Origin of the sequence: Nocardioides sp. NPDC101246, from assembly GCF_044767415.1 — a bacterium.
GTDB lineage: Bacteria > Actinomycetota > Actinomycetes > Propionibacteriales > Nocardioidaceae > Nocardioides.
This window is the reverse complement of sequence record NZ_JBIWNX010000003.1, coordinates 244,076-267,321: the sequence shown is the minus strand read 5'-3', so window position 1 is coordinate 267,321 and position 23,246 is coordinate 244,076. Positions and strand designations below refer to the sequence as shown.

Here is a 23,246-nt window from a genome sequence, read left to right as displayed (position 1 = left end):
GACCCATTTCGTCGTGCCCGGGAATGAGGCACTAACCTCGTCTGAACCAGATATAGTGCAGTTAAATAATAGACAAAGGAGTCTCGGGATGAATCCGAAGTGGAGCGCACTGCTGGGCGCCGGACTCCTCGCGGTCGTTGCCCTCGTCGCCGGGCTCCTGGTCGTCGGGCCGAAGACCGTCGCCGGCGCCGCCGACCCGTCGGCCGTGCCGGTCGAGGAACCTGCGGCGGAGCTGGCCGCGACGACCGACGAGCGCCCCAACATGGTCCTGATCCTGATGGACGACTTCTCCCTGGAGCTGCTCCGCACGATGCCGGAGGCGACCAGGATGGCGGCCGAGGGCGCGACGTACCAGAACTCCTTCGTCATCGACTCGCTGTGCTGCCCCTCGCGCGCGGCGCTGCTGACCGGGCAGACCCCGCACCACACCAAGGTCCTCACCAACACCCAGAACGACCCCGAGCACCCGGTCGGCGGATGGTCGGCGTTCCAGCGCTACGGCAACCTCGAGAAGCAGTTCAGCATCGGGCTCCAGGAGGCCGGCTACACGACCGGGTTCGTGGGGAAGTACATCAACGCCTACGAGGCCACCATCGGCCCCGACGGCAAGCGGACCCCGCCGCCGACGGTGCCCGGCTGGGACACCTTCAACGCGCTGCTCGGCGGCGCCTACGGCGGCTGGGGCTACCAGAGCACCTACCTCGACAGCGCCGGTGAGGTGCAGCTGCACAACCATCCGCGGCCCGCGCAGAGTGCCTCCGTGCAGGAGAAGGACGCCGCGTACGCCACGAACGTCACCCGGGACTACGCCCTGGACTTCATCAACGCGCACCGTGAGGACGAGGAGCCCTACTTCCTCGAGATCGCCGCCTACGGCCCCCACTCGCGTCTCGGCCACCACTACCCGGGCCTGGACACCTGGTTCCCGGCCGCGTTCGCCGACCAGGCGCCGGCCGGCGACCCCGCGGGCGGCAACTGCGGCCGGGTCGCGTGCGCCGACCTGACCCTGAAGGACCTGGTCGGCTACGGCGACGACCGCTCGGACAACGCGCCGACCTACCTCGGCCGCGGCGGACGTACGTCGCAGGCGCCGGCCTGGCGCACCAACAAGGTCTCGCTGAGCGACGAGACGGCGCTGAGCCAGTACCGCGACCGCGCCCGGATGGTGCAGTCGATCGACCGGATGATCACCCAGGTGCGTGAGGCCGCCGGCGAGGACACCTACATCATGCTGACCTCCGACAACGGCTTCCACCTCGGCCAGCACCAGCTCAACGGCGGCAAGGGCGCGCCGTACGACTCCGACACCCGTGTCCCGATGGTCGTCGTCGGGCCCGACGTGGTGCCCGGCAAGCGCGGCCAGTTCGTCAACAACATCGACCTCGCGCCGACGTTCCTGGACATCGCCGGCGCCCCGACCCCGGCCTACGTCTCCGGCAGTTCCTTCGCCGACACCCTGAGCCGGCCGCGGCTGCCGGGTGGGCGGTACGCCTTCTTCGAGCACACCTACGCCAAGTCGCACCCCGGCGAGGTCGACCTCGACAAGGGCTCGGGCGGCACCATCGACATCATCCCGTCCTACATCGCGGTGCGCGGCTCGCAGGGGCTGCTGGTCCGGTTCGACCTGGACAAGTCCTGGAAGGGCACCGACTACGCCTACGAGCTCTACCGCTACGACCGGCCGTGGGAGGACCGCAACGTCTTCGCCGAGGACCACGCGAAGCCGTACGCCCGTGACCTGATGCGCCGGCTCAACTCCTACGACGGTTGCGCACCAGCTGTGTGCCGGGCTTTGACCCGCTGATAACCGATCTGGGCTATGGTGTCTCCGCCGAGGAAATGTGTCCTCGGTCACTTCACAACGGATCGTCCGGCACGTACCTGCCGGTGAAGGAGACAACGGAATCATGGCAACAGTCAGTTTTGAGAAGGCGCAGCGTTGGTACGCGGGCGCCAACGAGCCCGCGGTCAAGGGCATCGACCTCGAGATCAAGGACGGCGAGTTCATGGTGCTCGTCGGCCCGTCCGGATGCGGTAAGACCACCACCCTGCGCATGCTCGCCGGGCTGGAGGAGGTCAACTCGGGTGCCATCAGGATCGGCGACCGCGAGGTCACCAACGTGGCGCCCAAGGACCGCGACATCGCGATGGTCTTCCAGAACTACGCGCTCTACCCGCACATGAGCGTCGCCGAGAACATGGCGTTCTCGCTGAAGATGGCCAAGGTCCCGAAGGCCGAGCGTGACAAGCTCGTCGCCGAGGCCGCCAAGACCCTGGGCCTGACCGACTACCTCGACCGCAAGCCGAAGGCGCTCTCCGGTGGTCAGCGCCAGCGCGTCGCCATGGGCCGCGCGATCGTCCGCCAGCCGCAGGTCTTCTGCATGGACGAGCCGCTCTCCAACCTCGACGCCAAGATGCGCGTGCAGACCCGCACCGACATCGCCAAGCTCCAGGCCGACCTTGGCATCACCACCGTCTACGTCACCCACGACCAGGTCGAGGCCATGACGATGGGCGACCGCGTCGCGGTGATGAGCAACGGTGAGCTGCAGCAGGTCGACACCCCGCTCAACCTCTACCGCAAGCCGGTCAACCTCTTCGTCGCCGGCTTCATCGGCTCGCCGCAGATGAACCTGATCAAGGCCACCTCGGCCGACGGCGGCGCCAAGATCGGGGAGTACGTCGTCCCCGTCGGCGCCTCCGACCTGCCCCGCGAGATCACCATCGGCGTGCGCCCGGAGAGCTTCCGGGTCATCGGCGAGGGCCAGGGCGGGCTGCCGGTCCAGGTCACCGTCGTCGAGGAGCTCGGCTCCGACTCCTACGTCTACGGCACCAGCGACGTCGAGGGTGTTCCGTCGACCCTGATCGTCCGGGTCTCGTCCAAGGACCACGTCAGCAAGGGCGACACGATCTACGTCACCACCGACCCCGAGGACGTCCACGTCTTCGACACCGAGTCGGGTCTGCGCGTCAACTGAGCGCCGACCGACGCACTCAGTGCTGCTGGTTCATCCGAGCCAGCATCGCGTTGTAGGCATCGAGGGCCTCGTCGCTGTCGGGATCCACGGATCCCGGCGCGGCGGGGCCCTCAGCCCCATAGTTGGCAGTGCCCCGGGCGCTCTCCTCGGCGAGCCGGCTGCTGCGTACGCCGTCGAGGAAACGGCCGGTCATCTTTGCCCGCCGTTCGGCTGAGGTGACGACGGCGATGACCAGCCCGATGGCGAGCAGCATCATGCCGCCGTCGCCGCCGGCCCACATCAGGCCGCCGGCGGTCTGGATGTCGCGCACCGCGTCGGGCGCCCAGTCGGGCCGCGCGGCGGAGTAGACCGGGTAGAGGACACGCTCGGTCTGCAGCATCACGATCCCCACGATCGTGTCGGGCACCATGCCGACGACGAGGAGCGCGACCCGGCCCAGGTAGGGCAGGTCGGGGCGCACCTTCTCCTCGCCGATCGCGCCCGTGAGGAAGAGGAAGCCGGCGACGACGTAGAGCACCTGCTCGCCGACCATCAGCGGCTCGCTCTGCGCCATCGCGTCCATGAACCCGGACAGGTGGGTGCCGATGATGACCACCGAGTAGAGCAGGGTGCCGGTGATCGGGTGGATCAGGATGGTGACCGGGAGCGAGCGCATCGCCCGCTCGGCCCGCGGGCCGGTCTCGGCGATGACGGTGAGCGGGTGCCCGAGCACCAGGAGGGTCGGCACGATCATGATCAGCGTCAGGTGGAGCACCATGTGCATCCAGGCCAGCGCCATCGCGTAGCCGTTGATGGCCGAGGCGACCACGACGTACATCAGGCCGAGCCCGGTCAGGAACGACGCCACCCGCCAGCCCTTGACCGTCGAGGCCGGACCGGCGGCGTTGCGGAGCGTGAGATAGCCCGCGGCGAGGATGACCACGGCCAGGAGCCAGCCGGGCTGGAGACTCCAGGTGGTGAAGAACTCGGACCAACCGAGCGCGGGCAGGGAGCCGTGGTCGTGCATGGTGCTCACGGTATCCCCGGGGCGGGAGCGAGGGCGATTCTGCGGGGCCTATCCCGGGCGGCCGGCGGGTGCGATCAGCGGCACCAGGAAGAGCCGGGCGAGCGCGCGCAGCTGCGCCTCGTCGTCGATGTCGACGACCTCGCTCGGAGTGACCAGGAACGAGGTCGAGGTGCGGACCATCAGCTCGGCGACGAGGTCGACCTCGACCTCGGCGGGTACGTTGCCGGCCCGCTGCTCGCGACGCAGCTGGCCGGCGACGAAGTGCGCGACCGTGGCCACGGTGCGGCCGCCGTCGCCGAGGATCGAGTGCACCAGCGAGTCGGCCTCGACGGTGAGCAGGCCCCCGATCAGCGGGTTGCCGCGGATCGCCCGCATCGCGCTGGCGAAGCCGATCTCGACGCGCTCGGCGGCGTCGGCCGCATCGGCGATGTCGAGCACGAATTGGTCGAAGTAACGCCGGAACTCGCGGCGTACGACCTGCTCGACCAGCGCGTCCTTGTTGGCGAAGCGGCGGTAGACGGTGATCCGGGCGACCCCGGCGCGCTTCGCGACCTCCTCCATGGTGGTCCGCCTGATCCCGATCCGGCGGAACTGCTCCGCGGCGGCGTCGAGGAGCTTCGCGGTCACCGCCTCGTCCTCGATGGGCTCGGCGACGTCCGCGAGCGCCCTCGCGAGCAGCGAGCCCGACTCGCCCTCGGGGACCGTGGCACGCATCCGCTAAGCGGTGACGGTGTGGGTGGCGGCGGCTCGGTCGGCCGTGCGGCGGACGACCTTGATGAAGGCGGGCCACAGCTCTCGGGGCAGGTCGTGACCCATCCCCTTGAACAGGGTGATCTCCGCGCCGGGGACGGCCGCGGCGGTCGCCCGGCCGCCGGAGACGTGGACCATCTTGTCGGTCAGGCCGTGGATCACGCTGAACGGGACCTTGATCTGCCCGAGGTCCTCGGTGCGGTCGGGCTGGGTGAGCACGGCGAGCATCTGCCGCGCGACGGCCGGGCCGCTGACGCCGCGGTTCCAGGTGTCGATCGCCCGGCGGCGTACCTCGTCCTCGGGCTCCGGAAAGCCGGGGGAGCCGATCTGGATGCCGCCCTTGATCTGACGCTCGATGTAGCCCTCCAGGCCGGGCTTCTTGATGACCAGCGCGGGCAGCAGGGTCGGGTGCTGGAAGCCGACGCGGCGACGCCCGGTGGTGGACATCATCGAGCAGACCGAGCGCACCCGGTCGGGGTGGCGGATGGCGAGGGTCTGGGCGATCATCCCTCCCATCGACACACCCCACACGTGCGCGGAGTCGATGCCGAGATGGGTCAGCAGCGCGGCCGCGTCGTCGGCGAGGTCGTTCATCGCGTACGGCGACGGGGTCGGCAGGCCCACGAACGCGCGGGCCAGCCTCGCGAGCGTGATCCGCTCCTCGGACGGGTGCGGCGAGGAGTGGCCGATGTCGCGGTTGTCGTAGCGGACCACGTAGAACCCGGCCTCGGCCAGCTGCTCGCACAGCTCGGTGTTCCACCAGGTCATCGGGCCGCCGAGACCCATGATCAGCAGCAGCGGATCAGCGCTGGGGCTGCCGAACGTGTCGTACGCCAGCTCGACCCCTCCGGGGAGGAAGGCGGTGGACTCGGTCGGCTCGGCGGCGGTGGTCATACACAGACTTTACCGGGTGGTCATTGCAGGTCGACCGGTTCACCGACGACGAAGCCGTCCCAGTCGCGGATCTGGTCGTGGTCGATCTCGATCGCAGGCCCTTCGACGAACATGCCGACCCTTCCGGGACCTTTCGGATAGGTCTGGAAGAAAGCCGTCAGCTCGCCGTGCGAGAGCCGTAGTGCGTTCGAGGTGGTCAACGTGGGGTCGTACGAAGCGAGGTCATCGCTCAACGCAGCCAGGGGATCTTGTTGCTCGGTGATGAACCGCGCCTGGATGTCGTACTTATAGGACTTGAACCGGTCCGAGACGCCCGACCTGGCCACCCCGTCGTAACTTTGCGTCGCATCCTCCGGGGACGCGGCAAGGGTCGCCTCGGCGACGGAAGACAGATCGCGCGCCCAGCCGAGCACGTCGTCTCGCTGTCGTTCCAGCTTCGTGTAGGTCTCGTCGTTCACTGCGCCACATCCTCCGGCAACCAGGATCGTCAGTGCCGCCGCCATGGCGACCGATGCCCGGGCGGTCATCTGCCGTCCGTGTTCGGGCTGGTTGGCGTTCGGTCGGTCTCGGGGTCGACCGGGTCGCGGTACCACGGGTCGTGCACCTGTCCGGCGCGCACGACCTCGTCGTACTGGCCGTTGACGATGTGGGCCATGTTGGCGAGTGACTCCGTGTCATGGTCGTAGTACTTGACGTGGTCGTCGATGTTGGGGATCGACCCTCTGCTGGTGCTCTCGGCCTGGAAGCGTACGGCACCGAAGTCGTCCTCGGCCGGGTTGTGGCCGAGGCCGGCGCCGGCCATCTGGGCGACGGCGCCGCCGAGGGGGCCGGTGAGCACACCCGCACCGATGGCTGCGGGGCTGACCCATCCGGTCTGCCCCAACCGGCCGACGAGGTCCTCGCTGTTCGTACCGACGAAGACGTGTCCCGACCCGATGCCCAGGTCGTCGGCAGAGTCGGCATCGTCGCCCGCGCCAGGACTGCCCAGCAGGACGACGTCGTCGGCACCGGGGTGATGGTCGGTCATCGCGTGGGCGACGGTGGTGGACCCGTAGCTGTGGCCGATGGCGGTGAGGTGGAAGTCGTCGGAGCGCATGGCGTTGAGCCCGTCGAGGGTGTCGGCGAGACGTTCGCCGCCAGCGGTGGCCATGCCTTCGGCGGCGACCCCGACCGAGTCGGCACCGCTGGGAGCGTCATAGCCGATCCAGAACATCGTGGCAGTGCTGGTTCCGCCTTCGAACGCCGCCGCCTGCTGGAGGTTGATGGCGTTCTGGGCGTTGTCGCCGGCGGCCTCCATGTCGGTGGTGAGGCCGGGGACGTTCACCGAGACGTTGTCGGCCGTGTCCAGGTCACCGACTGCCATCGCGACTGCACCGTCACCATCGAACGCCATAGGATCGTAGGCGTAGATCTGCGGCACGTAGTTCTCGCCCGTGATCGGGTCGATACTCTTCGAGATCCTCCGCCGTGCTTCCTCGGCGGCCCGGGCGTTGTCGTAGCGGGTCCGCTCGTCGTCGGTGCGCTGGTCCTCGGGGATCGCGCCGAGCTCGGCGAGGTCGCGGTCGAGCGAGATCGTGTTCGCATCGCTGCGGGCGGCCGCGGGGATGCCGTCTGTGTTGCCCACGATCTCGGGATAGGCAGCGGTCATGGCCGCTCGCTGCTCCTCGGTGAGGCCGTCCCACCACGCCTTGACCGACTTGGGATCGTTGCCCGACGGCATCGAGTCTCTGGCGGTGTCCGCGGGATCGGCCACCCCGCCGTACTTCTGGTCGACCTGCTGCTCGGTCATCGCATCGCGGAGCGCAGCCGCGACCTTCTCCTCGCTGGCCTCGAGATCCTCGGTCCAGCTCACCAGATCGGACTCGTACGCCTCGACCTGGCTGGTGCAGCGCTCGCAGTCCGACTTGAGGATCCGCAGCTCGGCCTCGTCGGTGGGTAGCGGATTCGCCCGAGCGATGAGCGCGTCGACCTGGCGGGCCAGGTGCTCCCGGTCGCCCTCGAGCTGCTGATGACGTTTCTTGAGGTCGACCAGCTCGTCGCCGTGGCCCAGGACGGCGTTGGCCGCGGCGCGCAGCGCCAGGGAGCAGGCGTCTGCGTGCTTGCCGACGGGGCTGAGCGCCTGTGCGTACGCGGCGGCCGACCGGCCGTCGAGGAGGCCGGAATCCTTGGCCTTCCCGCCCGCGAACGAGCCATGGTCGTCGAAGATCGATGAGGAGGTGCGCAGGGTGGTCCCCGCGTCGTGGACCTTCTGCCCGTCCGCGGTGAACTCGGGGGTCTCGCTGGGCTTCGGCGGTAAGGAGATGGTGATGGTCACCGGAGCTCCTTGATGCTGCTCAGCACCAAGGATGCGTTGATGTCGGTCGTCGCGTCGGTCCGGAGGATGTCGATCGCCGTCCTCCTCAGTCCGTCGGCCTGGGACTCGGAGACGCGCGCGGACCTCGTGGCGATCGCCTCCCACGCCTCGACGAACTGTCCGACCAGGCTCGCCACGGTGGGGGTGAACCCGCCGGTGCCGACACCGTGGAGCTGCTTCGCCGCGGCGGTGAGGTGAAGGTTCTCCGTATCCCATGCGGCAGCCGTGGACTGGACCTTGGCGGGCTCGACGTGCAGCGTCATGTCAACGCCTCCAGCAGGTCCGCCGCGGGACGTAGAACCCGGCCGGTCACCGTCACCACGAGTCCGTGATGGCTCGCGGACCAGGTGCCGACGATCTCGGCGTCCGACTGTGAGGCGGTCCATCGGTGGAACGCCTTCACCGCCACCTCGGAGTGCCACCTCGCGTCTCGGAAGCTCTGATCGAGGCCGGCCAGGATCGCGTCGCCGTCAGCCGCTCGAGCCTCGAGCTGGGCCCAGCGGCGCAGCTTCTTGCTGGCGTACGTCTCCCATCGCGGCCCGTCGGAGGTCGGCTCCGGCAGGCGCGCGGCGATCGCCGCGACGGTTGCGTCCACCACCTCTGCCGACCGGCTCAGCTCATCGGCTCTCGCCTCGGGGGAGGGCCCGGGAGGGTCTTGTGGCGGAAGGATCACGATGTCGACGTCCGGGCGACGTGCCCGCAGCGCAGCGAAGAATGGGTCCGTCACGTCGATGCCTCCCCGAATGACATACACCTGAGACGCTCATCAATGCTCGTGTCACACCACAAGATAGCAACAAATCGGCACCACGGGCGGTTGCTTCGCAGACGTGAAGGAAAACGAGAAACGCGGCAAGGACCGGGAGGTCCTTGCCGCGTCTCTGGTCCGGCGCAAGCGCCGGGCGAGCTCAGAAGTCGATGGCGCTGTAGGCCTGGAGCTTGGCGAGCTGGTGCTCCGAGGTGACCTTGCGGATCGTGCCCGAGCGGCTGCGCATCACCAGGGAGTCGGTGACGATGGCGCCGTGGGGGAGGTACTGCACGCCCCGCATCAGGTCGCCGTCGGTGATGCCGGTCGCGACGAAGAAGCAGTCGTCGCCGGTGACCAGGTCGTCGGTGTGGAGCACGAAGTCGGGGTCGAGGTTGTGGCCGGCGTCGAGGGCGCGCTGGCGCTCCTCGTCGTCCTTGGGCCACAGTCGGCCCTGGATGGTGCCGCCGAGCGCCTTCATCGCGCACGCGGCGACGATGCCCTCGGGAGTGCCGCCGATGCCCATCAGCAGGTCGGCCCCGGAGCCGGCACGGGCGGCCGAGATCGCGCCGGCGACATCGCCGTCGACGATGAACTTGATCCGGGCGCCGGTCTCGCGGATCTCCTCGACCATCTTGTCGTGGCGCGGCCGGTCGAGCACGATCACGGTGATGTCGGAGGCCTTGGTGTCCTTCGCCTTGGCCACCGCGGCGATGTTCTCGGCGACGGGGAGGCGGATGTCGACGACGTCGGCGGCCTCGGGACCGGTGACCAGCTTCTCCATGTAGAAGACGGCGCTGGGGTCGTACATGCTGCCGCGCGGGGCGACCGCCATCACCGCGACGGCGTTGCTCATGCCCTTGGCGGTCAGGGTGGTGCCGTCGATCGGGTCGACCGCGACGTCGCAGTCGGGTCCGGTGCCGTCGCCGACCTGCTCGCCGTTGTAGAGCATCGGGGCGTTGTCCTTCTCGCCCTCGCCGATGACGACGGTGCCGTTCATGGCGACCGTGGAGATCATCGTGCGCATCGCGTTGACCGCGACCCCGTCGGCGCCGTTCTTGTCGCCACGACCCACCCAGCGAGCGGCGGCCATCGCCGCTGCCTCGGTCACGCGCACGAGCTCCAGGGCCAGGTTGCGGTCAGGAGCGGTGGGGGCGACGCCGAGCGGCTGGGTGTCGTTCATAGGAGTCAATCTATCGGCCGGGCGCGGTGGAGCGGTCACGGTGTCACTTGATCGATCCAGAGACAAGCCTCACAGCGAAGCCCGACTGCGGGTGCTCCAGAACCTGCTCGGTGGGGCCGTCCTCGACGATGTGACCGTGCTCGATCACCACCACACGGTCGGCGAGCGCACGGGCGTCGGCGGCGTCGTGGGTGACGATGATGGCGGTCCGGTCCGCGAGGGCTTCGCGGAGCGTCTGGCGCAGGGCAGGACGTACGTCGACGTCGAGCGAGGCCATCGGCTCGTCGAGCAGGAGCAGCTCGGGGTCGGCGGCCAGCGCTCGGGCCACCGCAACACGCTGGGCCTGGCCGCCGGAGATCTGGGACGGCTTGCGCCCGGCGAGCGTCTCGGCGCCGATCTCGGTGAGGTGGCGGGTGGCGAGCTCGTTGGCCTGCCGACGATGTACGCCGCGGGCGCGGGGTGCGAAGGCGACGTTGGCGAGCACGGACATGTGCGGGAAGAGCAGCGGGTCCTGGGCCAGGAGCGCGATCCCGCGGGCGTGCGGGGGAGTGGCGTCGAGGACGCGGTCGCCGAGGCGTACCTCTCCCTCGTCGGGGCGGAGGAGTCCGGCGATCACGCCGAGGATGCTCGACTTGCCGGCGCCGTTGGGTCCGGTGAGCGCGACCGTCTCGCCCGCGGCCACGTCGAGGGTGACGTCGATGCCGCGCTGGGGGATCACCGCACGCAGGTGTAGCGAACTCATAGGGCCCTCCCGTGGCGGGCGAAGCCGATCACGGCGACCGCGACGACGACCAGCACCAGCGAGAGCGCGACCGCAGCGTCCGGGTCGTCGACACGGAGCAGGTAGACCTGCAGCGGCATGGTGCTGGTGACGCCCGGGAGGTTGCCGGCGAAGGTGATCGTGGCGCCGAACTCGCCCAGGCAGCGGGCGAAGGCCAGGACCGAACCGGAGAGCAGGCCGGGGCCGACCAGAGGGAGGGTGACCCGCCGGAAGACGGTGGTCGGGCGGGCGCCGAGCGTGGCCGCGACCGCCTCGTAGCGGGTGCCGCTGGTGCGCAGCGCGCCCTCGAGGCTGATCACCAGGAACGGCAGCGCGACGAAGGTCTGCGCCATCACCACGGCGAGCGTCGTGAACGTGATCTGGATGCCGACCAGGTCCAGCGACTGGCCGAGGAGGCCCCGGCGGCCGAAGGTGTAGAGCAGGGCCAGGCCGCTGACGACCGGCGGCAGCACGAGCGGGAGAAGCACCAGGGAGCGCAGCAGACCCTGACCCGGGAAGTCGGTGCGGGCGAGCACTGTCGCGAGAGGTACGCCGAGGAGGATGCACAACGCCGTGCTGGCGGCGGCGGTGCGCAGACTGAGCCAGAGCGCCTCCAGTGCGGAGGGCGAGGTGATCAGTGCGGGGAAGCTCGCCAGGTCGACGCGGAGGATGATCGCGGCGAGCGGGACGATGACGAACGCCGCGGCGAGTGCCGCCGGGAGCCATAGCCAGCGGGGCATACCGACGGACGGACCGGCCCCCCGCTGCCGGTCCGTCCGTCTGGACCTCCCGAGAAGATCAGGGCTGGCCGAAGCCGGCATCGCTCAGCACCTTCTGTCCCGCCTCGCTCAGCACCAGGTCGACGAACTCCTGGGCGAGGTCGGCGTCGTCCGCGCCGTCGAGGGTGCTGATCGGGTAGGTGTTCACGACCTGGTCGGACTCCTCGAACTCGACCCCGGTCACGGTGTCGCCGGCGGCGGTCACGTCGGTCACGTAGACCAGGCCGGCGTCGGCGTCACCGGAGGTGACCTTGGCGAGTACGTCGCTGACCGACTGCTCCTCGCTGACCGGCTCGATGTCGATGCCCGTCTTCTCCTCCATCTGGGCGGTCGCGTTGCCGCACGGGACCTCGACCGCGCAGACCACGACCTTGGTCCCGGCCTTGGCGAGATCCTGGAAGGCGGTGATCTTGGCCGGGTTGCCCGGGGGTGTGGCGATCTCGAGCGTGTTGGAGGCGAAGTCCTGCGGGTCGGTGGCCAGGTCGCCGAGCTTGTCCATGTTCTTGGTGTCGGCCGAGGCGAAGACGTCCGCCGGGGCGCCGTCCTCGATCTGGGCCACCAGGTCGGAGGAGCCACCGAAGCTCGTGGTCACCTTCACGCCGGGGTGGTCCTTCTCGAACTCCTCGGCCAGCTCGGTGAACGTATCGGTCAGCGAAGCCGCCGCGAAGACGGTCAGCTCGCGGTCCTCCGACCCCTCGCTCGAGCTTCCGCAGCCGGCGAGCGCAACAGCGGCCGCCACCGCGACGACGGCACTGATTCCAGGGTTCTTGATCATGGGCGCTCCACAACGACGTTGGTTGACTTGATGGATGCGACCGCGCTGACGCCGGGCTCGAGGCCCAGCTCGATGGCGGCCTCCGCGCTCATCAGGGAGACGATGCGGTAGGGACCGCAGACCATCTCCACCTGGGCCATCACCGTGTCCAGAGTGGTCTTGGTGACGATCCCGAGCATTCGGTTACGGGCGCTGACCGCCTTCGCCCGGTCCGGGTTGGGGGCATCGGCCAGCTCCGAGGCCAGCTCGGCCAGGACGATGCCGTCGATGACCGCCCGGCCGTTCTCCGTGCTCGCCTCGATTCGTCCCGCGTCGATCCAGCGGCGCACGGTGTCGTCGCTGACGCCGAGAAGACCAGCGGCTTCGGCGATACGGTACGTGGTCACCGGAGGAGTATCGCATCTGCGGAGCGATCATGGGTCAAATGTCCTCATCTGCGGAACATCGGTTCCAGGTTTCGCGGCGTTCGCGGTCGAGTGGGACCATGGAGGGCGTGAGCGACACCGATCAGCAGCAGCCCGCCCAACCGTCGAGTCAGCCGGCGGGCGAGCAGCCGGAGACCCCGGCACGCAGCTACCCGCGTACGTTCGGTGCCCTGATCGGGTCGATGATCTTCCTGCTCGTCCTCGTCGTCCCGATCGTGCTGATCGTGCAGTGGCGCGGCAACCTCGAGCGCGAGGTCAGCGGCGCCAACGAGACCTACAAGGCCGACTGGGCCGAGGCCGTCCGCAGCGCCCAGGTCGCCGACCTCGACGTCGTCTACCCGCGCGAGCTGCCCTCGGGCTGGTACGCCAACACCGACCCGTCCTACCAGGGCGGCGGGGAGCCCGCGTGGACGATGTCGTTCGTCAAGGGTGAGACCTCCTACGTCGGCCTGGAACTCTCCTCCCGCTCGGCGCAGGCGCTGGCTCAGAAGAACGTCGACACCCAGGCCACGAAGGGCGACGAGGTCAGCATCGACACCGAGCTCGCCGACACCTGGACCGAATGGTCCGACTCCGGCGGCGACACCGGCTACTCGGCCGAGGTCGACGGCCAGACCTTGATGCTCTGGGGCCCCAAGGACAGCGACGTACGCGACTACCTAGCGCTCATCACCACCGAGCCCCTGAAGTAGCGAGACGTCACCCGCGTCGGCCGAGTTGGCAGCCGCGTCGGCCGAGTTGGCAGCGTCGTGACCACTCGGTCGACGGGGGTGACGCCTCGGGCGGCGGGAGTGACGTCTCGTCAGTCGTCGCTGATGGCGGCGTCGATCTTCTTCCTGGCGCCGTCGAGCCACTCCTGGCACAGGTTGGCCAGCTTCTCGCCACGCTCCCACAGGGCGAGGGACTCCTCGAGGGTGATGCCGCCGGCCTCGAGCTTGCGGACGACCTCGACCAGCTCCTCGCGGGCCTGCTCGTAGGACAGGTCGCTGTTGTCGTCAGTCATCGGTGTCATCCTTGGGGTCGGTCTTCTCGATCGAGGTGATGGTTGTCGTCAGGCGGCCGTCGGCGAGGCGGATGCTGACGGCGGCGCCCTCGGCGGCGTCGGCGACGCTCGTCAGGACGTGTCCGTCGGCATCCTGGGCGACGGCGTACCCCCGTCTCAGCGTCTCCAGGGGTGAGAGCGCGCGAGCGCGGGCACGATGGTGGCCGATGTCGTCGGCGGCCCGGTCGAGGGCATGGCCGACGGTGCGGCGGGCACGGTCGCGCAGCGAGGTGACCTCGTCGCGGCGGGCGTCGATCAGCGAGCGCGGGTCGGCCAGCACCGGCCGCGAGCGCAACGCGTCCAGGAGCGTCTGCTCGCGGTGGATCAGCGTGGCGATCCCGCCGCGGAGCCGGTCGCGTCCGGTCGCGACGATCCGCTGCTCCTCGACCACGTCGGGTACGACGAGCTTGGCCGCATCGGTCGGAGTCGAGGCGCGTACGTCGGCCGCCAGGTCCAGCAGCGGCGAGTCGGGTTCGTGGCCGATCGCGGAGACGACCGGGGTGCGAGCGGCGTGCACAGCCCGGATCAGGTGCTCGTCGGAGAACGGCAGCAGGTCCTCGACCGAACCGCCGCCGCGGGCGATGACGATCACGTCGACCTCGGGGTCGCGGTCGAGCCGCTGCAGCTTCTCGACGACGTCGGCGGCGCTGCGGGCCCCCTGCATCGCGGCGTACGCCACCTCGAACCGCACCTGCGGCCACCGTCGCTTCGCGTTCTCGAGCACGTCGCGTTCGGCCGCGGAGTTGGCCGCGGTGAGCAGTCCGACCTTGGTCGGCAGGAAGGGGAGCGGCCGCTTGAGCTCGGCGGCGAAGAGCCCCTCGGCGGCCAGCAGCTGCCGGCGCTGCTCGAGCCGGGCGAGCAGCTCACCGAGCCCGACCGGACGGATGTCGCGGGCCTGCAGCGACAGGGTGCCGCGGTTGGCGTAGTAGGAAGGCTTCGCGTGGATGATCACCGAGGCGCCCTCGACCAGCGGCGGACTGAGGCTGTCGAGCAGGAATCTGGTGCACGTCACCGGCACCGAGATGTCGGCCACCGAGTCGCGCAGGGTCAGGAAGACGGTCTGCATCCCCGGCCGCCGGCTCAGCTGGGCCACCTGCCCCTCCACCCAGACCGCACCGAGCTTGTCGATCCAGCCGCCGATCGCGTTCGCGATCTGCCGCACCGGAGCGGGCGACTCGGGGGAGGTGTCCAACGCCATGGCAGCCACCTTAGTGCCGCCGAGTCGGCTCATCCTGACCCAGATCCCGGCCGAGTCGGCGCGTCATGACGAGCCGACTCGGCGCGGGCGGGCGTCAGGATGAGCCGACTCGGCGTTCTCGGGCCGGGTCTCTAGAATGGAGCCATGAGCATCGACCTCGGCACCCCACGCCTGATCTCCGACGACGAGAAGGCTGTCCTCCTCGCGGAGCCGCGCGGCTATTGCGCGGGGGTGGACCGGGCCGTGATCACCGTCGAGGAGGCGTTGGACCTCTACGGTGCGCCGGTCTACGTGCGCAAGGAGATCGTGCACAACAAGCACGTCGTCGACGATCTGCGCAACCGTGGCGCGGTGTTCGTCAACGAGCTCGACGAGGTGCCCTCGGGTGCGACCGTCGTCTTCTCCGCCCACGGCGTCTCCCCGGCGGTCCACGCCGACGCCGCGGTGCGTGAGCTGAAGACGATCGACGCGACCTGCCCCCTGGTCACCAAGGTCCACCTGGAGGCCAAGCGGTTCGCGCGCGAGGGCTACAGCATCCTGCTGATCGGTCACGCCGGTCACGAGGAGGTCGAGGGCACCATGGGTGAGGCGCCGGAGGCGACCACGCTCGTCGAGGGCCCCGGTGACGTACCCGGTGTCGAGGTCGCCGACCCCTCCAAGGTCGTCTGGCTCTCCCAGACCACCCTCTCGGTCGACGAGACCATGGAGACGGTCGCCGCGCTCCGGGCGAAGTTCCCCGAGCTGCTCGACCCGCCCAGCGACGACATCTGCTACGCCACCCAGAACCGCCAGCAGGCGGTCAAGGAGATCGGCGGCGGCAGCGACCTGGTCATCGTCGTCGGCTCCGGCAACTCCTCCAACTCGGTCCGCCTGGTCGAGGTCGCTCTCGAGGCCGGCGCCAAGGCCGCCTACCGCGTCGACGACGCCGGCGAGATCGACGAGTCCTGGCTCGAGGGCGTACGCAGCGTCTCGGTCACCTCCGGAGCCAGCGTGCCCGAGAAGCTGGTCGAGGGTGTCGTCGAGTTCCTCAAGGACCGCGGCTTCCCCGACGCCAAGGCGCACAAGAGCGCCGAGGAGTCGCTGATCTTCGCGCTGCCCACCGAGCTCCGCAAGGACCTGAAGGCGGCCGCAGCGCGCGGCTGAGGTTCTGCGCCTCGGTGAAGGAACCGGCCCGCGCGAGGCGCTAGGGTCGTGTCCGTGGCTCGCTTCGTTGACGTACACCCTGACAACCCGCAGTCCCGTCTGATCAGCCAGGTCGTCGATGCCCTGCGTGATGACCAGCTGATCGCCTACCCGACCGACTCCGGCTACGCGCTCGGCTCGCGGATCGGCAACAAGGACGGTCGCGACCGGATCCTGCGGATCCGTGGTCTCGACGACCGCCACCACTTCACGCTGATCTGCAAGGACTTCGCCCAGCTGGGCACGATGGTCCACGTCGACAACAGCGCCTTCCGGGCGATCAAGCACGCGACTCCGGGGCCCTATACGTTCATCCTCCCGGCGACCCCCGAGGTGCCGCGACGGCTGATGCACCCGAAGAAGAAGACCGTCGGCGTACGCATCCCCGAGCACGCCGTCGTGCAGGCGCTGCTCGAGGAGCTCGGTGAGCCGCTGCTGTCCTCGACGCTGATCCTGCCCGGGGAGACCGAGCCGGAGGTCTTCGGGTGGAACGTCAAGGAGGCGCTCGACCATCAGGTCGACATCGTGATCGAGGCCGGTGAGACCCCGGCCGAGCCGACCACGGTCATCGACTGGTCCGACGGTGAGCCCGAGGTCATCCGTGAGGGTGCCGGCGACGTCTCCGGGTTCCTGGCGCTGGACTGAGCGCGCTAGGAGGCGAGGGCGCGCTCGCGCTCGACCTCGTCGCGGGTCTCGGTGCGCTGTTTCAGGACGCGGCGGCGCATCACCAGGCAGCCCAGGCACAGGGCGTAGCCGATGAACAGGCTGATCGCGTGGTGTCCGAGGCCGCTGACCACGGCTTGGACGAAGCCGTCTCCGGCGTCGGCGATCGACCCGGGCTGGGTGGCGGCCAGCAGGATGAAGATGCCGAGCATGATCAGCGGTGGAAGCACGCCGACCACGAAGAAGTCACTGGGTCTGACGATCAGCGCGAGCGTCAGCGCGATCGCCACGAAGGCGAAGTCGAAGAACAGGCCGATCTGGTCGTCGATGAGCAGATCGACGAAGGTCACCGTCAGCGACGTGGCGGATCCGAGCGCGACAACATGGCGGCCGGACTCGCGTCCTTCCTCCCAGATGGTGCGCTGACTCATGGGGTCACGATCTCTCGTATGCAGCCTGTGTATCCGAACCCACGGTAGGGCCCGGCACACCGTCATTCTCGGCGGCGCGCCGATCATCCTCCCTTACACTATTGAGCCGCTCGACAGCGCGTATCTCCACCGGACGCGGCGTCTCGAGCTCATCGTCGGTTACCGATAATTCATTGAAACGACGGGCGGCCACCAGGACCCGGTTGTCGAGGGATCCGATCGCCTGGTTGTAGCGGGTCACCGCGGTGTTGAGGGAGCGCCCGATCCCGTCCAGGTGGCTGGACATGGTGGAGAGGCGCTGGTGCAGGTCACGGCCGAGCCGGTGGATCTCCCGGGCCTGCTCGGCAAGCGCCTCGTGGGACCATCCGTGCGCCACCGTGCGCAGCAGCGCGATCAGCGTCGTCGGTGAGGCCAGCACGACCCGGCGCTCCGCGGCGTACTCGATCAGGCCGGGTTCGGTCTCCAGCGCCGCCGAGAGGAACGACTCCGCCGGCACGAAGAGCACGACGAACTCGGGTGACTCCTCCAGGAAGCGCCAGTAGGACTTCGAGGCCAGCTGGTCCACGTGCGTACGCAGCTGGGCGGTGTGCCTGCGCAGGTGAGCGCGATAGTCGTCCTCGTTGTCCGCGGCCGCGGCGTCGAGGTAGGCGTCCAGGGGGACCTTGGAGTCGACGACCAGCTCCTTGTTGCCCGACAGGTGCACCACCAGGTCGGGGCGCAGGCGCCCGTCCTCGAGGTGGACCTGCTCGGAGAAGTCGCACTTGTCCACCAGACCGGCGAGCTCCACCGCGCGGCGCAGGTGCATCTCGCCCCAGCGGCCTCTGACCTGGGGTTTCCGCAGCGCCGTCGACAGCGATCGGGTCTCGGTCTGGAGCCGTCCGACCTCTGTCTCGAACTGCCCCTGCCAGCGGGCCCGCTCCCGGTCGAGATGCTGCATCTGGTCGCTGAGCCGGTCCAGCCCCTGCATCACCTCGGCCTGGTCCACCATCCCCGCCGCGACCGTCCCCACGCTCCGGGCCCGCGCCCACAGCACCCCGAGCACGGCGCCCAGGGCAAGACCGATCACCAGCCCGAGCACGAGGATCAAGATCTCCATGCCATCGATCCTCCCAGGGACCACCGACAATTCGTTCGATGGGCACGGTCGGCGGTTCGTGGTTCCATGGAGGCATGGCCTACAACGTCGAGCTGGCCGAACGCGTGCGGGACCTGATGCCCGCCGGCACCACCGAGGTGAAGATGTTCGGTGGGCTGGCGTTCATGGTGAACGGCAACATGGCGTGCGCGGTCGGCGCCGACGACCTGCTCGTCCGCACCGGCAGGTCGGCCTACGAGACCGCCCTCGCCGCGGGCGCCGAGCCGATGACCATGGGCGCTCGGACGATGTCCGGCTACGTCAACGTCGCCGCCGACCTGGTCGGTGGAGACGCGCTCGCCGACTGGGTCGCCCGCGGGGTCGCCGTGGCTGAGTCGCTGCCGCCGAAGCCACCGAAGTAGATCGGCCCGGCCCCGTCAGGCGCGTAGGCAGAACGGGTGCCCGGCAGGATCGCGGAGCACACGCGCGCGGTCCGGGTTGAACTGATCGGGTTCCTTGACGGCGCCGAGGTCGATCGCGGCCCTTTCCGCGGCGTCGAGATCGTCGACAGTGATGTCGAGATGGATCTGCTGGGAGCGCTCCGCCGAAGGCCAGGTCGGTGGAGCGTAGCCCTCGGTGAGGGTCGCGCCGACGTAGAGCTCTCCCACCTTGACGGCGGCGAAGGAGGCGGTGTCGATCACGACGTCGCCTCCGAGCATGCCGGCCCAGAAACCGGCGAGCGCCGGCGGGTCGGTGCATTCGAGATTGATGGAGGCGATGTGTCCGACGCTCATGCGGGCTCCGTTCGAGATGGTGGTCATGCGGCCGGTGCGCCGGCGGCGTCCAGGCGGCTCCGGTCGCCGTCGGTGCCGTGGGCCAGGGCGTCTGCGACCGCGTCGTGCGGGGCGCCGAGCCGGATCGTGCTGGCCTCGTCCAGCAGCCGATAGTGCTCGGTGGTGAGATCCACGCCCAGCGCCTCGAGATATCCGGTCAGGTGGGCGGGGGTCCGTGGTCCGATGATCGGGATCATCGTGGTGCCGGCGACCTCTGCGCGCTGTCGGAGCCAGGAGAGTGCGACCTGGACCGGGCCGGTCCCCAGGTCCGCCGCGACCGAGGTGACGGCGTCGAGCACCGCGTCGGCCGAGTCCGCAGCGGTGCCGTGGTCGGCGAGGCGCGTGCTGAGCCGACCTGTCTCGCCGCGTCGATACTTGCCGGTCAGCAGGCCACCGGCCAGCGGTGAGTAGACAACGACGCCGAGACCGTGCGCCCGAGCCATCGGGATCAGCTCGCGCTCGGCGGACCGTTCGGCGAGGCTGAACTCGGTCTGGATGCCCGCGAGCAGGTCCCGACCGTTCAGCTCCGAGCGCACCACGGCTCCTGCGACGCGCCACGCGGGGAAGTTCGAGAGACCGCCGTAGCGGACCTTGCCGGCGCGAACCAGATCGTCGAGACCCGCCAGGATCTCCGTCATCGGGGTGAGGCCGTCAGGCAGATGCGGCATGAACACGTCGACGTGGTCAGTGCCCAGCCGGGTGAGGGTCTCCTCCAGAGAGCGCACCATGATCTTGCGGCCGTTCCCGGTCGTCCCGGGGCGGACGTGATCCTGCCTGCTCCCGCCGTACTTCGCGATCAGCACGTAGTCGTCGCGGTCTCGGCCCATCAGGTTCCCGAGAACCGTCTCGGCCTCGCCGCCCTGGTAGATGTTCGACACGTCGAAGGTGGTGCCCCCGGCTCCGAGGTACGCCTCGAAGATCTCTTTGGCTCCGGCCAGGCCGGTCGCGGACGGGGCGGAGCCGAAGTTGGCGGTGCCGAGCACGTACTCCGACACGCGCAACCCGCTGTGTCGCCCGAAGACCTTGTAGCGCACGAGAAACTCCTAAAGTCAGCAGGCTTCCTGGGGTATCGTCGGGAACGATATCAAATAAAACGAACGGTCACTCTATTTTGCCCAAGGTAAGCCAACAACACCTCGACGCCCGTCGCCAGCAGATCCTCGACGCGGCGCGCTCGCTCTTCGCCACCCAAGGGTTCGCCGGAACCTCGACCACCGACCTCGTCGAGGCGTCAGGAATGTCGAACGGGGCGATCTATCGCTACTTCAAGAGCAAGAACGACCTCATCGTCGCGATCTGCGACCAGACGACCTCGGACTTGCCGGACGATCTCTCGGAGCGATCCCTGCGCAGCTTCTTGGAGGTCATCCGCTCGGCTGCTCTCGAGCGGGACCATGCGCGGCTGATCGCACAGATCTACGCCGAAGCGGCGATCTCTGCGCCGCTCGCGGCGATCGTCCAGCGGCAGGTCGACGAGCTGCGCGCCGCGGTCGTCGACCTGCTGCCCGGACGCGAGCCGGTGGAGGCGGAGGCGACCGCGGAGGCATTCGTCGCCCTCTGCCAGGGCTACACCCAGCAGCTCGCGGTCCGGGGTGACGTCGATCCTGCCCCGTACGCCGCCGCCCTGGCCAGGCTCGTGCAGGAGCGGTGACAGCGGGTTCCCCGCTCCTTCGGCCTCAGTCGGCGAGGTCGACGATCACCGGGGCGTGGTCGGAGGGGGCGCCGGTGCCGATCGCCGGGTTGCGCTCGTCCAGATCGACGAACGCGCCGGTGACCCGCTCGGCGAACAGCGGAGAGCCGAGGACGAAGTCGATGCGGAGACCGCGGTTGCGCTCGAACCGCTGCCGGTAGTAGTCGAAGTAGGTGTAGGCATCAGGACCGGGCACGAAGGGGCGTACGACGTCCTTGAAGTCCTTCTCGATGGCGAAGAAGGCGTCGCGCTCGGCGGGGGTGAGGTGGGTCTTGCCGACGAACTGCTTGGGGTCGAAGCAGTCCTCGTCGAAGGGGCAGACGTTCCAGTCGCCGACCATCGCCGCGGGGCCGTCGTGCCAGGCCTGGGAAGCCTTCTGCAGGGCCGCGAGCCACTCCAGCTTGTAGGCGTAGTGCGGGTCGTCGGGCTTGCGGCCGTTGGGGACGTAGACCGAGGTCACCCGGACCCCGCCGCACGTCGCCGAGAGTGCCCGCGCCTCCGCGACGTCCTTGAACGACGGCATCCCCTCGAACCCGACCTGGATGTCGCTCAGCCCGATCCGGGAGATCAGCGCGACGCCGTTCCACTGGTCGTAGCCGACCGAGGCGACCTCGTAGCCACGGGCCTCCAGCCCCATCGTCGGGATCTGGTCGGGCTTGGCCTTGGTCTCCTGCACGGCGAGCACGTCGATCGAGTGTCGCTCGACGAAGGCCTCGACCCGGTCGATGCGGGAGCGGATGGAGTTGATGTTCCAGGTGGCGATACGCACGCCCGTCAGACTATCCAGAAGATGCTTTGGACTACCGTTTGAGGCGTGGGCAGCGCGACGATCGAGATGCACGGGGTCCGTCGTCTCTACGAGCAGGCAGATCTCTCCGAGCTGATCGCGCTCGACGACATCGACCTGACGATCGAGCCGGGCACGTTCGTGAGCATCATCGGGCCCTCGGGGTGCGGCAAGTCGACGCTGTTGCGGCTGATCAGCGGGCAGGAGTCGGCCGACGCCGGGAGGATCACCGTGTGCGGGCTGACTCCGAAGGAGGCGGCCGAGGCGAAGGCCTTCGGGTTCGTGCCCCAGTCTCCGGCACTGCTGCCCTGGCTGAGCGTGCTCGGCAACGTGACTCTGCCGCACAAGGTCAATCGGCGCGGGGTCAATCGGCGCGGGGGCAGCCGCAACCGCCCTGACCTCGAGGCGATGCTCCGCGAGGTCGGCCTGGGGGAGTCGCTCCACAAGCTGCCCGCCGAGCTGTCGGGCGGCATGAAGCAGCGGACCGCGATCGTACGTGCCTTCGGGCTGCGCCCCGACGTACTCCTTCTCGACGAGCCCTTCGGTGCGCTCGACGAGTTCACCCGCGAGGCTCTTCAGGAGCAGCTGCTGGAGCTGTGGGAGCAGACCCACGCGACGGTCGTCTTCGTCACCCACTCGATCTCCGAGGCGGTCAGGCTGTCGGACAAGGTCGTGGTGATGGCTCCGCGACCGGGGCGGATCACCGACGTGATCGACATCGACCTGCCTCGCCCTCGCCACCAGGAGCTCCTCACCTCGCCCGAGTTCCACGCCTACGAGCTCGCCCTCCGGGACAGCCTGCGAGACGCCTTCAGCCACGCAGAGGTCGTCTCGTGACCCTCGATTCCGGTACGCAGCCGGCCCCGCCGCAGCGGCCGCATCTGGTCGTCCCCACCCCTGAGCAGCTCGCCGCGCGCCGCCTGCGCCGCCGCACACGGCTGCTCCGGCCGGGCTACTGGCTCCCGTTCGTACTCCTCGTCGTGGTGCTCGGGCTCGCCTGGGAGGTGGGCGCGCGACGGATGCCCTACCTGTTCGCACCGCTCGGCGACATCGCGAGCGTGCTGACCGAGGACCCGGGCTACTTCCTGAGCAACACCCTGGTCACGCTCAGCGAGGCGCTGGTGGGGCTCGGGATCGGGTTCGTCGCCGCCTTCGCGCTCGCCGTCGTGGTGAGCGAGGTCGCGGTGGTGCGGCGTGCGGTGATGCCGGTGGCGGTGGTGCTCTCGGTGACGCCGCTGGTGGCGATCGCGCCGCTGCTCGTGGTCGCGCTCGGGTTCGGGATGGGGCCGAAGGTCGTCCTGACCGCTCTGGTCTGCTTCTTCCCGATCCTGATCAACGTGGCGACCGGGCTGCGGGCGGTGCCGTCGCCGGTGCTGCAGGTCTACCGCACCGTGGCCGCGAGCCGGCTGGAGGTGCTGCGCCACCTGCGGGTGCCCGCGTCGCTGCCGTACGTCTTCGCGTCCCTGAGGATCGTCTTCCCGCTGTCCATGATCGGCGCCGTCGTGGCTGAGCTCTCCGCAGCGGGGTCGGCCGACGGCCTCGGCAGCGTGATACAGGTCGCCAGCTCGCAGAACAGACTGGCTACGGTGTGGGCAGCGATCTTCGTCCTCGCGGCGCTCGGGTCGTTGCTGTTCTGGCTCGTGACGCTCGCCGAGCGTCGAGTGCTCCACTGGCACGAGTCCTGATCCTCGAGTGAA

The 23,246-nt window shown here is 69.3% G+C and carries 28 protein-coding genes; 9 read left to right on the top strand and 19 right to left on the bottom strand.

Annotation, left to right across the window (positions count from 1 at the left end; translation table 11 throughout):
* The first annotated feature begins 88 nt into the window (after positions 1-88).
* Positions 89-1,804 carry a sulfatase-like hydrolase/transferase gene (locus tag ACIRON_RS06835; RefSeq protein ID WP_402990672.1) on the top strand — a complete coding sequence of 572 codons (1,716 nt, stop codon included), beginning with the start codon at positions 89-91 and terminating at the stop codon, positions 1,802-1,804.
* A gap of 103 nt (positions 1,805-1,907) precedes the next feature.
* Positions 1,908-2,978 carry an ABC transporter ATP-binding protein gene (locus tag ACIRON_RS06830; protein ID WP_378731206.1) on the top strand — a complete coding sequence of 357 codons (1,071 nt, stop codon included), beginning with the start codon at positions 1,908-1,910 and terminating at the stop codon, positions 2,976-2,978.
* Positions 2,979-2,994: 16 nt separating this feature from the next.
* Here the strand turns inward: ACIRON_RS06830 and ACIRON_RS06825 are convergent, their stop codons facing one another.
* The 12 genes from ACIRON_RS06825 to ACIRON_RS06770 form a co-directional block, all read right to left on the bottom strand.
* A complete protein-coding gene (locus ACIRON_RS06825) occupies positions 2,995-3,984 on the bottom strand; it encodes a cytochrome c oxidase assembly protein (RefSeq protein WP_402990669.1) in 990 nt (329 codons plus the stop codon).
* Positions 3,985-4,032: 48 nt separating this feature from the next.
* Complete coding sequence (locus ACIRON_RS06820; protein ID WP_402990667.1) at positions 4,033-4,698, bottom strand: TetR/AcrR family transcriptional regulator; 666 nt, start codon at positions 4,696-4,698, stop codon at positions 4,033-4,035.
* Positions 4,699-4,701: 3 nt separating this feature from the next.
* Complete coding sequence (locus ACIRON_RS06815) at positions 4,702-5,628, bottom strand: alpha/beta fold hydrolase (protein ID WP_402990664.1); 927 nt, start codon at positions 5,626-5,628, stop codon at positions 4,702-4,704.
* 20 nt (positions 5,629-5,648) lie between these two features.
* Positions 5,649-6,155: a hypothetical protein gene (locus tag ACIRON_RS06810; protein WP_402990661.1), complete on the bottom strand. Its 507-nt coding sequence runs from the start codon at positions 6,153-6,155 to the stop codon at positions 5,649-5,651.
* Positions 6,152-7,942: an alpha/beta hydrolase gene (locus ACIRON_RS06805; RefSeq protein ID WP_402990658.1), complete on the bottom strand. Its 1,791-nt coding sequence runs from the start codon at positions 7,940-7,942 to the stop codon at positions 6,152-6,154. Before ACIRON_RS06805 ends, ACIRON_RS06810 begins: the two co-directional genes overlap by 4 nt.
* Positions 7,939-8,244 carry a hypothetical protein gene (locus ACIRON_RS06800; RefSeq protein WP_402990655.1) on the bottom strand — a complete coding sequence of 102 codons (306 nt, stop codon included), beginning with the start codon at positions 8,242-8,244 and terminating at the stop codon, positions 7,939-7,941. The genes ACIRON_RS06805 and ACIRON_RS06800 overlap by 4 nt, the downstream gene beginning before the upstream one ends.
* Entirely contained in the window at positions 8,241-8,708 is a 468-nt protein-coding gene (locus ACIRON_RS06795) for a hypothetical protein (RefSeq protein ID WP_402990653.1), read from the bottom strand. The genes ACIRON_RS06800 and ACIRON_RS06795 overlap by 4 nt, the downstream gene beginning before the upstream one ends.
* A gap of 181 nt (positions 8,709-8,889) precedes the next feature.
* Entirely contained in the window at positions 8,890-9,909 is a 1,020-nt protein-coding gene (gene glpX, locus ACIRON_RS06790; RefSeq protein ID WP_091050246.1) for a class II fructose-bisphosphatase, read from the bottom strand.
* 43 nt (positions 9,910-9,952) lie between these two features.
* Positions 9,953-10,651, bottom strand: a complete 699-nt coding sequence (locus ACIRON_RS06785) for a sulfate/molybdate ABC transporter ATP-binding protein (protein WP_402990648.1) — start codon at positions 10,649-10,651, stop codon at positions 9,953-9,955.
* Positions 10,648-11,409, bottom strand: a complete 762-nt coding sequence (locus ACIRON_RS06780) for an ABC transporter permease (protein WP_402990645.1) — start codon at positions 11,407-11,409, stop codon at positions 10,648-10,650. The genes ACIRON_RS06785 and ACIRON_RS06780 overlap by 4 nt, the downstream gene beginning before the upstream one ends.
* 58 nt (positions 11,410-11,467) lie before the next feature.
* Positions 11,468-12,223 (bottom strand): molybdate ABC transporter substrate-binding protein, encoded by a 756-nt coding sequence (gene modA, locus ACIRON_RS06775; RefSeq protein WP_402990642.1) that lies wholly within the window; start codon positions 12,221-12,223, stop codon positions 11,468-11,470.
* Positions 12,220-12,609, bottom strand: coding sequence for a molybdopterin-binding protein (locus ACIRON_RS06770; protein WP_091050235.1), 390 nt, complete (start codon positions 12,607-12,609; stop codon positions 12,220-12,222). The genes modA and ACIRON_RS06770 overlap by 4 nt, the downstream gene beginning before the upstream one ends.
* A gap of 107 nt (positions 12,610-12,716) precedes the next feature.
* On the opposite strand from ACIRON_RS06770, the gene ACIRON_RS06765 reads away from it, so the two are divergent.
* Positions 12,717-13,340, top strand: a complete 624-nt coding sequence (locus ACIRON_RS06765; RefSeq protein ID WP_402990639.1) for a DUF4245 family protein — start codon at positions 12,717-12,719, stop codon at positions 13,338-13,340.
* 110 nt (positions 13,341-13,450) lie between these two features.
* On the opposite strand, the gene ACIRON_RS06760 is transcribed toward ACIRON_RS06765, so the two are convergent.
* Together ACIRON_RS06760 and xseA are read right to left on the bottom strand one after the other, a co-directional pair.
* A complete protein-coding gene (locus ACIRON_RS06760; protein WP_402990636.1) occupies positions 13,451-13,660 on the bottom strand; it encodes an exodeoxyribonuclease VII small subunit in 210 nt (69 codons plus the stop codon).
* Entirely contained in the window at positions 13,644-14,888 is a 1,245-nt protein-coding gene (xseA, locus tag ACIRON_RS06755) for an exodeoxyribonuclease VII large subunit (protein ID WP_402990633.1), read from the bottom strand. Before xseA ends, ACIRON_RS06760 begins: the two co-directional genes overlap by 17 nt.
* A gap of 144 nt (positions 14,889-15,032) precedes the next feature.
* Between xseA and ACIRON_RS06750 the strand changes: the two genes are divergently transcribed.
* Together ACIRON_RS06750 and ACIRON_RS06745 are read left to right on the top strand one after the other, a co-directional pair.
* Entirely contained in the window at positions 15,033-16,031 is a 999-nt protein-coding gene (locus tag ACIRON_RS06750; protein ID WP_091050225.1) for a 4-hydroxy-3-methylbut-2-enyl diphosphate reductase, read from the top strand.
* Positions 16,032-16,085: 54 nt separating this feature from the next.
* Complete coding sequence (locus ACIRON_RS06745) at positions 16,086-16,715, top strand: L-threonylcarbamoyladenylate synthase (RefSeq protein ID WP_402990628.1); 630 nt, start codon at positions 16,086-16,088, stop codon at positions 16,713-16,715.
* Positions 16,716-16,720: 5 nt separating this feature from the next.
* Here the strand turns inward: ACIRON_RS06745 and ACIRON_RS06740 are convergent, their stop codons facing one another.
* Positions 16,721-17,164 carry a DUF6542 domain-containing protein gene (locus tag ACIRON_RS06740; protein WP_402990625.1) on the bottom strand — a complete coding sequence of 148 codons (444 nt, stop codon included), beginning with the start codon at positions 17,162-17,164 and terminating at the stop codon, positions 16,721-16,723.
* A gap of 4 nt (positions 17,165-17,168) precedes the next feature.
* The gene (locus ACIRON_RS06735) at positions 17,169-18,260 is read right to left on the bottom strand and encodes a DNA recombination protein RmuC (RefSeq protein WP_091050219.1); all 1,092 of its coding nucleotides are present in this window, start codon (positions 18,258-18,260) and stop codon (positions 17,169-17,171) included.
* Between the two features lie 38 nt (positions 18,261-18,298).
* On the opposite strand from ACIRON_RS06735, the gene ACIRON_RS06730 reads away from it, so the two are divergent.
* Positions 18,299-18,661 (top strand): TfoX/Sxy family protein, encoded by a 363-nt coding sequence (locus ACIRON_RS06730; RefSeq protein ID WP_402990618.1) that lies wholly within the window; start codon positions 18,299-18,301, stop codon positions 18,659-18,661.
* Positions 18,662-18,676: 15 nt separating this feature from the next.
* Here the strand turns inward: ACIRON_RS06730 and ACIRON_RS06725 are convergent, their stop codons facing one another.
* Together ACIRON_RS06725 and ACIRON_RS06720 are read right to left on the bottom strand one after the other, a co-directional pair.
* Positions 18,677-19,033, bottom strand: a complete 357-nt coding sequence (locus ACIRON_RS06725; RefSeq protein ID WP_402990615.1) for a VOC family protein — start codon at positions 19,031-19,033, stop codon at positions 18,677-18,679.
* Between the two features lie 23 nt (positions 19,034-19,056).
* On the bottom strand, positions 19,057-20,106 hold the full coding sequence (locus tag ACIRON_RS06720) for an aldo/keto reductase (protein ID WP_402990612.1): 1,050 nt from the start codon (positions 20,104-20,106) through the stop codon (positions 19,057-19,059).
* A 77-nt stretch (positions 20,107-20,183) separates the two neighbouring features.
* Between ACIRON_RS06720 and ACIRON_RS06715 the strand changes: the two genes are divergently transcribed.
* Positions 20,184-20,723: a TetR/AcrR family transcriptional regulator gene (locus ACIRON_RS06715; protein ID WP_402990609.1), complete on the top strand. Its 540-nt coding sequence runs from the start codon at positions 20,184-20,186 to the stop codon at positions 20,721-20,723.
* A gap of 25 nt (positions 20,724-20,748) precedes the next feature.
* Here ACIRON_RS06715 and ACIRON_RS06710 read toward each other — a convergent pair whose 3' ends face one another.
* Positions 20,749-21,531, bottom strand: coding sequence for an exodeoxyribonuclease III (locus tag ACIRON_RS06710; RefSeq protein ID WP_402990606.1), 783 nt, complete (start codon positions 21,529-21,531; stop codon positions 20,749-20,751).
* 45 nt (positions 21,532-21,576) lie between these two features.
* Here ACIRON_RS06710 and ACIRON_RS06705 point away from each other — a divergent pair, with 45 nt between their 5' ends.
* The gene (locus ACIRON_RS06705) at positions 21,577-22,386 is read left to right on the top strand and encodes an ABC transporter ATP-binding protein (protein WP_402990603.1); all 810 of its coding nucleotides are present in this window, start codon (positions 21,577-21,579) and stop codon (positions 22,384-22,386) included.
* On the top strand, positions 22,383-23,234 hold the full coding sequence (locus tag ACIRON_RS06700) for an ABC transporter permease (protein ID WP_402990600.1): 852 nt from the start codon (positions 22,383-22,385) through the stop codon (positions 23,232-23,234). Before ACIRON_RS06705 ends, ACIRON_RS06700 begins: the two co-directional genes overlap by 4 nt.
* Positions 23,235-23,246: the final 12 nt, after the last annotated feature.